The organism is Maribacter sp. C-4077 (assembly GCF_055378385.1).
Genome location: NZ_AP038807.1, coordinates 1,263,824 through 1,276,747, shown reverse-complemented (window position 1 = coordinate 1,276,747; position 12,924 = coordinate 1,263,824). Strand labels below are relative to the sequence as shown.

Genomic DNA, 12,924 nt, shown 5'->3' with positions numbered 1-12,924 from the left:
AGAGAATAGCATGGATATTAAATTAGAAAAGAAAAAAGGATTGCGACCCAAACACTACGGGTATATAGCTTTGGGGTTATTGTTGTTATTTGTGGGGTATCAATTGCTTTTTGCCAGTTCTATTTCCACATTTAGAACAGAAAAGGATAAACTTTCCATTGCAGAAGTGTCCCAGGGCAAGTTTGATGATTACATCACTATAAACGGGAATGTAGCACCGATCACCACCATTTATATGGATGCTTATGAAGGTGGAAGGGTTACCGAAAAATTGATCGAGGAAGGTGCCATGGTCAAAAAGGGGGACATTATCCTAAAACTGGAAAACATGAACCTGTACGAGCAGATTTTGGCCAGCGAAAGTAATTTGGCACTAAAACAAAATGACCTTCGTTCTACAAAACTGACCTTTGATTCTCGCCAAGTGGAGGGTAGGCGGTCCTTGGCCACTGCGAGTACGGACCTTCAGCGCTTAAAGCGAAATTATGAACAGAATAAGGCCCTATATGACGAGGAACTTATTTCCCAGGAAGCCTACCTCACCTCAAAGGAGAACTATGAGCTGTCCCAAAAGCAATATGAAATAATCAAGCTTCAGACAGAGAACGATGATGAGTTACGAGAAACGTCCCTGACGGGTTTGGATAATGATTTGGCAAGAATGCAGAAAACTTTGGGGATGGTCTACCAAAGATTGGACCACTTAAATGTTAGAGCCCCTGCAGATGGCCAATTGGGCTTTTTGGATGCCGAAATTGGGCAGAATATTTCCCAAGGACAACGAATAGGTCAAATAAATGTGCTAACGGATTATAAGATTGAAGCGGATATAGACGAGCATTACATTGACCGCGTGAAAAGGGATTTGAACGCTGTACTTGAGCGTAACGGAAATGAATTTCCCTTACGGGTTAGAAAAGTGTATCCTGAAGTCCGCAATGGAAGGTTTCGGGTAGATTTGGTCTTTACGGAAGAAAAACCGGAAACAATACGTACTGGTCAAAGCTACAACATACGATTACAATTGGGAGAATCCAATGACGCTTTGTTAATACCAAAAGGAAGCTTTTTCCAAAGTACAGGAGGACAATGGATTTTTGTAGTAGGTAAAAACGGGGAAGAAGCGTTAAAAAGGCCTATCAGAATTGGGAAACAAAACTCAAGATTCTATGAAGTGCTTGAAGGATTGGATGCAGGTGAAAAAGTAATCACCAGCAACTATGACAGTTTTGGGGAAGCAGAAAGAATCGTACTAAAATAAATTAGAAAGTGTCACATCAAGCGCAGTTGTGGTGTCTTTATAACAATCAATAAAATCAAAAAAAGATGATGATAACTATTACGAATTTAAAAAAGAGCTTTCGTACCGAGGAAGTGGAAACCTTAGCATTGAATAACGTGAACCTTAAAGTAGAGGACGGCGAATTTGTTGCCATCATGGGGCCTTCGGGTTGCGGCAAATCCACCTTGTTGAACATTATAGGCATGTTGGACAACCCTACCGATGGAAGTTACAATTTTGCGGGCCATGAAGTAGGTGGGCTAAAGGAAAGCCAGCGTACCCAATTGCGAAAAGGTAACCTTGGTTTTGTATTCCAAAGCTTTAACCTGATCGATGAACTAACGGTTTATGAAAATGTGGAGCTACCACTCATCTATCTAAAAATGGGGAAGAGTGAACGTAAGGAAAAAGTAATGAAAGTGCTGGAGCGTATGAAAATTGCGCATCGCGAAAAACACTTTCCACAGCAATTGTCCGGTGGACAACAACAACGTGTAGCCATATCAAGGGCCGTGGTAACCAATCCAAAATTGATATTGGCGGATGAGCCCACGGGTAACCTGGATTCCAAAAATGGTATCGAGGTCATGAATTTGCTAACAGAGCTGAACCAAGAAGGAACGACCATAGTCATGGTTACCCACTCGGACAGAGATTCCCATTATGCGCATAGGGTAGTTAACTTATTCGATGGACAAATCGTTACTGAAAGCCAGAACCGAGCAATTGGTGCCATGATTTAAAAAGGAGTTTATTCACTAGCCCTGATCGAGCTTGTGCTGACCCAAGTCGAAGCAAAGGGTCAATCAAAAACAATCAAAAACAATTAAAAAACGAACGGTCATGAAAATTTTCAAAAGTAAGATTCCATTTTTTAAAACAATCTCAGTTGCATTCACTTTTTTATTCGCAATTACATCGGTTTCTGCCCAGTTGGAAAAAGTAGTGGACCCTTTTGAAAAGGTGATCGTAAGCCCACATATTGAAGTGACCTTTGTAGAAGGTACTACTGAAATGGTGGAAGTACATGCTAGCACCCAACCGCTTTCAAAATTGAATATTGAAGTTATTGGCAAAACCCTTAGACTGTACCTAGATGGCGCCAAGACCTACACGGAAAGTAAAGACATAGAGGGAGATAATTATGATTACAAAGTTCCAATCTATAACGGCACAGTGGTCAAGGCCACGGTTACTTATAAAAACCTGGAAGAATTGTCTTTGCGTGGGGAGGAAAAATTCATTTGTAAAAGTACAATCGACCAAAATGAATTTATCCTTAAAATCTTTGGCGAATCTCAAGTGTATTTTAACGAAGTCAAATTAGGTGACTTGTCCACGACCATTTATGGAGAAAGTTTTCTTGAACTTAAAGAAGGTAGTATTGACAGCCAAAAAATTACCGCATATGGAGAATCCAAGGTAAATACTTTGAATGTTGATTGCAATGATGCAAAAATAACGGCCTATGGTGAAGGAAGTTATCGACTATCGGTAAAGGACAAGCTAAAAGTCACGGCCTTTGGCGAAGCTATCATTGCCTATGAAGGTTCGCCCGAAGTTAAAAAGGGATTGGTTATTGGCGAGGCCACTATCCAAAAAATGAATTAGGCCATGTTTAAGAACCATCTAAAAATCGCTTGGAGGAATCTTTGGAAAAAAAAGGATTATGGCCTACTTAATATTTTTGGGTTGTCCATTGGTATTACTTGTGCCTGTATCATTTTGCTATGGGTAGAGGATGAACTCAACTATGACACCTATATAAGCAAACAGGATCAAATATATTACTTGCCTACAAATCAGAAATACGATGGGGAATGGCGAACGTTTTTCGAAGCTACACCTGGACCCTTGGCAGAGAATCTTAAAAACGAAGTTCCCGGTATCGTTCGTGCGGCCCGCACCAAATCGGACAATCTATTGTTTCAGGTAGGGGACCACTCGTTCACAAAAAACGGCAGATACGTAGACCCCGATTTTCTGGAAATGTTCGATTTCCATTTTTTAGAAGGGGGTAAGGCTGTAGATTTTCATAGTACCGATATAATTTTGATTTCTGAAAGCCTGGCAAAAAACCTATTCGGCGAAAGTCAGGCTGCACATAATAAAACTGTTAGGATAAATAACCAATCAACTTATACCATAGCTGGGATATATAAAGACTTGCCCAAGAATGTAACTTACACATACGATTGGGTCGCTCCGTTTGAAATTTTTGCCCAGGGAAAAGCATGGATAGAGGAATATGGTTCCAACTTCGCCGACACTTTTGTAGAACTTTCTCCCCAAGCCAACTTTGATGAGGTCAATAGGAAGGTAAAGGAACTCCTACCTGCCAAAACCGAAGACGATGAAATCTACGCCTTTTTGCATCCATTAAAGGATTGGCACTTAAGGTCAACTTTTGATGGAGGTATAAACGTTGGCGGGCAAATAGTTTATGTAAAACTTTTTAGTCTAATTGCTTTGGTGATTTTACTGGTGGCCTGCATCAATTTTATGAATTTGGCAACTGCGCGAAGTGAAAAAAGAGCAGGTGAAGTGGGTGTAAGAAAGGTTTTGGGCTCCAGTAGGCAAGGATTATTGTCCCAATTTATGACCGAAGCTTTACTGGCTTCTTTCTTTGCTTCCTTTTTGGGCATTTTGCTGATAAAGCTAGTATTACCATATTTCAATACCATTATTGGAAAGTCCCTCAGCATAAGTTTTTTCGACCCCAAACATTGGATGGTTTTTCTGGCTATAGGCCTTATTTGTGGAATTGTGGCCGGATTGTATCCCGCTGTTTACCTGTCATCCTTCAAACCTGTTTCGGTCTTGAAGGGAACGAATAAAACCTCTGGAGGTGCAAAGGCAATCCGTAAGGGGTTGGTGGCCGCCCAGTTCGTGGTTTCCATTATCTTTATTATAAGCACATTGATTGTTTATCAGCAAGTACAACATGTAAAGTCTAGAAATCTTGGATACGACAAAGACAATGTAGTAAGAATACCTGTGAATGGGGATATTATAAAAAATCTAAATCCTATAGAAGAGGATATGCTTGCCACTGGCAATATTCAAAATATTGGGGTTAGTAACTCTACAGTTTTATCAGGAGGAAATAATACCTCTGGGCTATCTTGGCAAGGCGGTGTGGATACGGAGGGGGTTTTGGTCTCTATACGTCAAATAAGTACCAATTTTTTCAATACCATGGGAATGCAATTGGTGGAAGGAAGGGGATTTAGCGATAACCCAGCGCAGGATAGCACCAATATAATAGTTACGGAGTCCTTTGCGAAACTCATGGGTCCCGGCAGTGCCATTGGAAAAACAGTTGAAAATGATTATCCGGTAATTGGGGTGGTAAAGGATTATTTATATGATGATATGTACGGTTCCAGTGACCCTGTTATTTTCTTTAATGACCCTTCTGAGGCTCGATATCTTTACATTAAAACAAAAAATGGAGTGTCTACCGAGCGGGCACTTTCCTCAGTAGAAGGAGTTTTGAAAATACACAATCCGGCATTTCCTTTTGAATATGAATTTGTGGATGACGCCTATGAAGCCAAGTTTAATAAGGAAAGGCTTATTGGAAATCTGTCAAAGGTTTTTGCACTTATCGCAATTGCCATTTCATGTCTTGGTCTTTTTGGATTGTCCGCCTTTACTACGGATCAGCGTAGAAAGGAGATTGGTGTCAGAAAAGTATTGGGTTCAAGTATATCAGGGATTGTGGGCCTGTTATCAAAAGACTTTTTAAAACTTGTGATCTTGGCATTTATTCTAGCGGTACCCATCGCTTGGTATCTTATGCAGAATTGGCTAGAAGGCTTTGCATACAGAATATCAATAAATATATGGGTGTTTATAATTGCCGGATTTACCGCTGTTACCATCGCTCTTTTAACTATAAGTTTTCAAGCATTTAATGCCGCAACTTCGAATCCAGTCAAAAGCCTACGAACGGAGTAGCACAATACAATATCGTTTTCTGATTTAAATGTATCGATTATAAAGAGATCATAGTGCTTTTTTAAGAAGCTTCCTGTAAATATATTGTACATATTTTGTCAAAATATTTTACACCCTTAAAAGGAAAAATTATTTAAGTGCCTGTAAAACAAATAATTGTCTAATTGGCACGGAATTGGACACAACAGTATATGATCCATTACGTCAACTTGTACCGAGGTAGTGGAAGCATCAATCAAAAAATCGTCGATCATGTTTAAAAATCACATCAAAATCGCCTGGAGGAGTTTAAAAAAGCAACCATTTTTTACCTTCCTCAACACCTTCGGACTTGCCATTGGTATGGCAGGAGCCCTACTTATTTCATTATATATCTATGATGAATTGACCTATGATACCATGTTTAAGGATGCAGACCGAATCTATAGGATTAATGCGGATATTAAATTTGGTGGCGATGCCCGAAAGTATGCCGTAAGTCCTGCACCAATGGCAGATGCCTTACAAAGTGATTTTTCTGAAATTGAAGTGGTTACCAGGTTTAGGACTCGGGGTAGTGCTTTGGTCAGGAAAGCAGATGCTGAAGCCAACGTCAAGGAGGAGCAAACTACTTTTGTGGATGCCACTTTTTTTGAAATGTTCGGGATTGAGCTGTTGGCTGGTGACCCAACTACGGCCTTAAAGAATCCAAACTCAATCGTAATGACAAGGACTGCTGCAGAAAAGCACTTTGGAGTGACCAATGCGGTGGGTCAAGATTTAATATTGAACAATGAAGAGCCATTTACGGTTACAGGGGTAATTGAAGATTTACCCAATAACTCTTTTCTTAGGGACTACAGTTTGTTCGAGGCTATGGCAGGCAATGAGGATGCTCAGACCGTAAATTGGGGAAGTAATAACTATCAAACCTTTTTCAAACTAATTCCCTCTGCAGATGTGGAGAGTATAAAAGAACCGTTGCAAGGATTCTTGGGTAAATATCTAATTCCATGGGCCCAAAGTTTTATGCCTGGTATTACCGAAGAACAATTTGCTGCTGCTGGAAACTATTTGAATTACAGTACGATCCCTTTGACCGATATTCATTTAAGCTCCAATTTGGTTGCCGAAATGAGTTCTAACAATGATATGCAGAGTGTTTATATTCTGTCCTTTATCGCAGTTTTTCTAGTGGTTTTGGCCTCTGTTAATTTCATGAATCTTTCCACGGCACAATCCTTGAAACGGGCCAAGGAGGTGGGTGTCCGTAAAACCTTAGGCTCCAATAAAAGGGATTTGGTAAGGCAGTTTCTGGTAGCGTCTGGTCTAATATCTTTTATATCGTTGCTTTTGGCACTGGTTTTGGCCGTATCGGCCCTACCCTTTTTTAATGAGCTGGCGGACAAGGACATTTCACTTCCGTTTCTAAGTCCTTTCTTTTGGTTGATTCTTTTTGGAGGGGTTATTGTACTTGGATTATTTTCAGGAAGTTACCCGGCATTTTTTATGTCAAGGTTTATTCCCGTGAACGTGTTAAAGGGAGGTGGACAAAGTAGTGTAGGGGGTGGAAAAATAAGGAACTCTCTAGTGGTCTTTCAGTTTGCCATATCGGTGTTTTTGATTATCAGTACTTTGGTGGTGTATCAGCAATTGAAATATATACAGAGCAAAGATCTTGGGTTTTCTAAAGATCAGGTACTAGTAGTGAACGATGTCTACACTGCGGGTAGTAAGGCCAACTCGTTCAAGGAACAGGTAAAGCAATTAAGCTTTGTTAAAAACGCCACATTGAGTAGTTTTTTTCCAACGCCTTCCAGTCGGAGTGATAGTACTTTCGTTCCTGAAGAAGGGCTAACAGATCAGGAAAATGCGGTAAGTATGCAAACTTGGGGCGTGGATTATGATTATGTGCCTACCATGGGATTCGAATTTGTTACTGGTCGTAATTTCGATGAAAATTTCGGCAATGATTCAACGGCGATCATAGTCAATGAAACTGCTGTAAAAGTAATGAAACTAACCCCCGAGACTGCCTTGGGGGAAAGATATTCACCTGACTTCAATGCTGAAAACCCCGAGTTCTTTACCATCATAGGAGTGGTTAAGGATTTCCACTTTGAAACCATGAAGGAGGAAATAGATGCATTAAGTCTAAGATTGGCGAACAACGCTTATGCCATGGCTATCAAAATTGAAGCTGGAAACTTTGAAAATGCGGTTTCAAAAATCGAGAATGTATGGAACAATATTGTTCCGGGAGAACCCTTTAACTACTACTTCATGGACGACTCCTTCAACGACTCCTACCAGAGTGAACGTAGATTGGGAAATATTTTTGTCATATTCACCGTACTGTCCATTATCATTGCTTGTTTGGGATTATTTGGATTAGCTGCCTTCAATGCCGAAAAGCGTGTTAAGGAAATAGGTGTACGTAAAGTACTTGGAGCGAGTGTAACGCAAATTTCGGTAAAACTCACCATGGATTTTTTAAAGTTGGTGGGCGTGGCCATTTTAATTTCTTTGCCACTAGGATGGTATGCCACGAACAAGTGGTTAGAGGATTTCTCCTATAAAATTGATATTCCATGGTGGGTGTTCGCTCTAGCGGCCTTTTTGGCCATAGCTGTTGCAGTTATTACCGTCAGCTATCAAAGTATAAAGGCATCGATTGTGAACCCAGTTAAGAGCTTAAGGACCGAATAGGGCCTAACCCCTATCCCGATGGCTAACGGAACCACCCCAAGCAAAGGGAACTTGGGTATAACAGAATGTGAAAAGTTATTTTGAACCCATCCAAAGGATGGTGTGCGAAATCCAAAAGGAATGAAAAATAAAAATCTATCTTATTCAGCTGCCTTCCCCTTGGGGAGGGGCTAAAACGAATTAAATAATGCTCAAGAACTATTTAAAAATAGCCTGGAGAAACTTAATTAGAAACAGAAGTTTTTCTCTATTGAATATCCTTGGATTATCCATTGGCCTGGCCATGACTACATTGATTGTTCTATGGATAAACTATGAGTTGGGGTTTGATAGATTTCATGAAAAAATAGATCGTATATACGAGGTGAACAACCAATATATGGTAGATGGCGAAATCTGGACATGGAATTCTACCCCAAAAGCTATGGGACCTGCCATAAAGAAGGACTATCCTGAAGTAGAGAAAGAAACCCGGTATTTTTATGACAATACCTTCCTGTTCGCTTGGAACGACCAAAAGATAAAGGCAACCGGAACCATGGTAGACCCGGATTTTTTGGATATGTTCTCATTTCCGTTGATTCAGGGTGATCTAAACACCGTTTTGAGCGATGTTAATTCGGTGCTTGTAACAGAGTCCTTGGCGAAAAAGATTTTTGGAAACCAGGACCCTATGGGTAAAATGGTGAAAATTGATAACCGGGATACTTTTAAGGTGACTGGAATATTAAAGGATATACCGCCAAATACACAGTTTACATTTGAGTTTTTAATTCCATGGTCCTATTTGACCCAAAAAGGCTGGGACGATGAAAACTGGGGGAATAATTCGGTAGCCACCTATGTTCTTTTAAAGGAAAATACAGATATCGACACTTTTTCGGAGAAGATAGCTACGCTGCGGAAGAATTATGACAAGGATACCCCCGATATGAAAACACTGTTATACCCGTATTCCCGTATGTACCTATATGGGGAATTTGAAAATGGTGTGGAAAAGGGAGGCAGGATTGATCTGATACGAATGTTCGGGCTTATTGCCATAATAATTTTGATTATTGCCTGCATCAATTTTATGAACCTTAGCACGGCACGTAGTGAAAAGAGATCCAAGGAAGTTGGTGTACGTAAGGTATTGGGTGCTTCTAGAAAGCTGTTGATTGGGCAATTTATAGGAGAATCTGTACTTATTACCTTCATTTCCGCAACTTTTGCAGTCATTTTCGTAATGTTATTGCTTCCCTCTTTTAACGATTTGGTGGAGAGGCCTCTTTCTTTGGATTTGGCAAGTGTCGGTTTTTGGATCTTTGCCATAGGGGTTACTATTTTCACGGGATTGTTGGCCGGTAGTTATCCGGCCCTATATCTATCGGGATTCAAACCATCATCGGTATTAAGGGGTACTTTTAAAAAAGTGGATGCGATGGTTACACCAAGAAAGGTGTTGGTCATTCTCCAATTTTCGGTAGCTATAGTACTTATAACCGCTTCCCTAATAATTACCCAGCAGCTTCATAAAGTTCAAAATAGGCAATTGGCATACGCTAAGAACAACCTGATCTATAGTTCTCTTGAAGGTGATATGGAGAAGAACTATGATTTAATAAAGACCGAATTACTTGAATCCGGGGCCTTTACAGCGGTAACCAAGACCAATTCACCTATTACTGAGAGTTGGAGCAATACTTGGGGTTTTGAGTGGGAGGGTAAAAATGAGCAGGATAAGACCATTGTTCATAGACTGATTTCCGATGACGATGTTGTAAATACCATGGGACTCGAACTTATAGAAGGGAGGGATTTTGATCTTCAAAAATACCCAACAGATTCTACCGCAGCAATTTTAAATCAATCTGCCTTGGAATTAATGGGCTTTGAAGACCCTATTGGTAAGAAAATAAAGGACAATGGAATAGATTGGCATATTATAGGGGTGGTGAAGGACTTTGTTTACAATTCTCCCTTCCAAAAAATAGAACCTATGGTTATAGAAGGTGCCAAAGGATGGTTCAATGTCATTCATATGAGAATGAACCCAGAGGTGAACACGGCCCAAAATTTGGCCGTGGCCGAACGGATTTTTAATAAATACAATCCGGAATATCCCTTTAATTATGAATTTGTGGACGCCGCTTATGCCAAAAAGTTCAATGACCATCGCACCACTGGGAAACTAGCCAATATATTTACGCTTTTGACCATTTTTATTTCCTGCCTGGGATTGTTCGGTTTGGCAAGTTATGTTGCGGAAAATAGGATCAAGGAAATAGGAGTGCGCAAAGTGCTTGGAGCTTCCGTAGCAACCATAACGGGGCTACTTTCAAAAGATTTTTTGAAGTTGGTCTTTATCTCCATTCTTATTGCCATACCGGTTTCTTGGTATTTTATGAGCAGTTGGCTGGAAGAATTTGCCTTTAGAATAGATATATCATGGTGGGTTTACCTCGTTTCCGGAGGGTTGACCCTTATAATAGCCTTTTTTACCGTTAGTTTTCAAGCGATCAAAGCCGCAAGAGCAAATCCAATAAAAAGTTTACGAACAGAATAAAATTAAAACAATGATACATACAAGCCTAAAGATAGCCCTTAGGGGATTTATCAGAAATAAATTTTTTACGGCAATTAATCTTTTTAGCTTGGTAGCAGGGTTGTTCGTTGTTTTTATCGCCATAAGCTACTTGGATTATGAGTATAGTTACGATAAGTATCACAAGAATTCCGAAAATATTTATAGGCTTGGGCGCACCACACGTTCCCAAGATTATAGTATTGTAGGGTTTGAAAGATGGAACGAGTCCACAGCTGACGAACAGTTAAATTCCATTAAGGGTTTAAAAAATATTCCTGGCGTGAAAACAGCGGCCCAGTTTATTACTTCGGAAAACTTGGAGTATATAGAAATGAATGAAAAGAGGATTCAGGAAAAGGGGTTTTTAACAACCAACACCCCATCAGAATTTGTTAACCTATTTTCGTGGAAAACTTTGGAAGGGAACTTGGATGATTTCGGCCAAAACCTGAACAAAGTTATTTTGACGGCTACTACGGCAAGAAAACTAGTTGGGGATAATTCAGACGATTTTTCTAAAATTATCGGTCAAAACCTAAAAATTATGGGAGACAATTATAGCGTTTCTGCCATAATTGAAGATGTTCCCGGCAACTCCCATTTTGATTTCTCCATAGCCATCAATAAACCGAGGATTGATTATTGGGGGAGTAGAATCTATTTGGGACTGGCTGAAAATGTAAATTATCTCGATATATCTGAAAAAATCAATGCTGCGGTGGGGACCTTTAATCCTGTCTTAGTAAATGACCCATATTATAAAAAACACTTTTTACAACCTATAGAGGATATTCATTTAAAATCGAATATTCTTTATGAATTAAAAACGCCGGGGAATTACTCGTTTATAACCTTGATTACCGGTTTTGCCCTGTTTATTCTTTTGATCACCTTGTTCAATTATGCAAATTTTACTTTGGCGACGAAGTCAAAACAGGGAAAGTCTATCGGTATTAAAAAAGCCATGGGAGCCAAGAACAGTTCGGTCGCATTTCAATTTATGCTCGAGGGGGTTGTATTGGCATTAATATCCTTACCGCTTTTGGCGATTTTGATGCATTTAGTGGTTCCCTACTTTAACGATTTGATGGGTGTGGAGATCAGTGAAAATTTCTTAAACAACCCCAAAATCTTGGTGATGATGGTCGCCCTGGCCGTAATTTTAGGGCTATTGGCGAGTATTGCCCCTGCCGTTTTGTTCTCCAATAAAAATACGTTGAGCCTGTTCAAGGAAAATTTAAAGGACAATAGGTTCGAACATTTTTCAATTCGGAAGTATTTGGTCATAAGTCAGTTTGCCATTCTCATTATTATAATTTCCGTTTCTTATTTCGTGAACGGACAGATGAATTATATTCAAGACAAGGACCTGGGTTTCAACAGGGAGGGTATATTATATGCCTATTCCTCTGGGGAGAAACTAGACGCTTTCCAAGAAAAATTGCGTCAGATACCAGAGATAGAATATGTGGGTAATGGATCTAATTTAGGTATTGAAACCTATAATCAGGGTACTTATCAATTACAAGGGGAAGATGCCATTTTTGATGATGCCAATCAATTGTATTTAGACTATGAGGCCGTTAAGGCCTATGGTATTGAAACCACCCTGAACGTCGAAGCCCCATTAGAAAGAACTACGATTATAAATAGAACTGCGGCAGAAAAATTTGCCAAAGCTAAAAATGTTTCACCAGAGGAATTAATTGGGACCGTAGTCATTACGGAACCCGAATATATTTCGGAGGATGGCCAAGTGGGGTTTCCTTTCACCATTGGAGGTATATTTGAGGATATCAATCTCTTTTCTTTGAAAGAGGAAGTCACCCCTTATTTTATCACACTTTCCCCAGCGGTACGAATGAACGGTAGGAGCATTATATCTTTTGATCCAAAACAAAGAGCCGAAGTTGTAAGCAAGATCAACCAAGTATATGAAAGCCTGAACGAGCCTTTTCCTTTGGAAGTCAATTTCTTAAGTGATAATCTTGCCGGACTCTACAAACAAGAACAACAGGCTCTTGAATTGATTTTCCATTTAAATATTTTGGCGATTCTTCTATCCGCTATAGGTATTGTAGGGATAACGATTTTCTTGGTTCTTGCTAGGAGAAGGGAAATTGGCATTCGTAAGGTTTTGGGTGCTTCAGACGGTCATATTATCAAAACCACGGTTAAGGAATACATCTTTTTCAGTGTGATTGCCTTGTTGATAGGATGGCCAATTGCCTACTACGGAAGTAGTAAGTGGTTGGACGGTTTTGCCTATAGGATCGAAATACGGCAGTATGTCTTTTTAATTGTTGGCTTGCTGGTTTTTGTTGGAACCTCAGTTCTTGTTGGAATAGTTGCTCTTAATGCTGCGCAAAAAAATCCTGTAAAAAGTTTACGAACGGAATAGACTCATCAATCACAAACGAAA

General features: G+C 39.8%; 7 protein-coding genes. All 7 read left to right on the top strand.

The window, feature by feature from the left end; translation table 11 throughout:
• The first annotated feature begins 10 nt into the window (after positions 1-10).
• A complete protein-coding gene (locus ACZ41C_RS05445; RefSeq protein WP_138256977.1) occupies positions 11-1,261 on the top strand; it encodes an efflux RND transporter periplasmic adaptor subunit in 1,251 nt (416 codons plus the stop codon).
• Positions 1,262-1,329: 68 nt separating this feature from the next.
• Positions 1,330-2,025, top strand: coding sequence for an ABC transporter ATP-binding protein (locus tag ACZ41C_RS05440; protein ID WP_138257340.1), 696 nt, complete (start codon positions 1,330-1,332; stop codon positions 2,023-2,025).
• A gap of 100 nt (positions 2,026-2,125) precedes the next feature.
• A complete protein-coding gene (locus ACZ41C_RS05435) occupies positions 2,126-2,893 on the top strand; it encodes a head GIN domain-containing protein (RefSeq protein ID WP_138256978.1) in 768 nt (255 codons plus the stop codon).
• Positions 2,894-2,896: 3 nt separating this feature from the next.
• On the top strand, positions 2,897-5,245 hold the full coding sequence (locus ACZ41C_RS05430; protein ID WP_138256979.1) for an ABC transporter permease: 2,349 nt from the start codon (positions 2,897-2,899) through the stop codon (positions 5,243-5,245).
• Positions 5,246-5,497: 252 nt separating this feature from the next.
• The gene (locus ACZ41C_RS05425; protein WP_464564873.1) at positions 5,498-7,933 is read left to right on the top strand and encodes an ABC transporter permease; all 2,436 of its coding nucleotides are present in this window, start codon (positions 5,498-5,500) and stop codon (positions 7,931-7,933) included.
• A 187-nt stretch (positions 7,934-8,120) separates the two neighbouring features.
• Entirely contained in the window at positions 8,121-10,481 is a 2,361-nt protein-coding gene (locus tag ACZ41C_RS05420; protein ID WP_464564872.1) for an ABC transporter permease, read from the top strand.
• Positions 10,482-10,491: 10 nt separating this feature from the next.
• On the top strand, positions 10,492-12,903 hold the full coding sequence (locus tag ACZ41C_RS05415) for an ABC transporter permease (protein WP_464564871.1): 2,412 nt from the start codon (positions 10,492-10,494) through the stop codon (positions 12,901-12,903).
• Positions 12,904-12,924 lie beyond the last annotated feature (21 nt).

Bases quoted from the DNA above. Each gene is read 5' to 3' on its own strand.
- ACZ41C_RS05430 (WP_138256979.1), top strand. From the start codon at position 2,897: ATGTTTAAGAACCATCTAAAAATCGCTTGGAGGAATCTTTGGAAAAAA.
- ACZ41C_RS05445 (WP_138256977.1), top strand. From the start codon at position 11: ATGGATATTAAATTAGAAAAGAAAAAAGGATTGCGACCCAAACACTAC.
- ACZ41C_RS05420 (WP_464564872.1), top strand. From the start codon at position 8,121: ATGCTCAAGAACTATTTAAAAATAGCCTGGAGAAACTTAATTAGAAAC.
- ACZ41C_RS05415 (WP_464564871.1), top strand. From the start codon at position 10,492: ATGATACATACAAGCCTAAAGATAGCCCTTAGGGGATTTATCAGAAAT.
- ACZ41C_RS05440 (WP_138257340.1), top strand. From the start codon at position 1,330: ATGATAACTATTACGAATTTAAAAAAGAGCTTTCGTACCGAGGAAGTG.
- ACZ41C_RS05425 (WP_464564873.1), top strand. From the start codon at position 5,498: ATGTTTAAAAATCACATCAAAATCGCCTGGAGGAGTTTAAAAAAGCAA.
- ACZ41C_RS05435 (WP_138256978.1), top strand. From the start codon at position 2,126: ATGAAAATTTTCAAAAGTAAGATTCCATTTTTTAAAACAATCTCAGTT.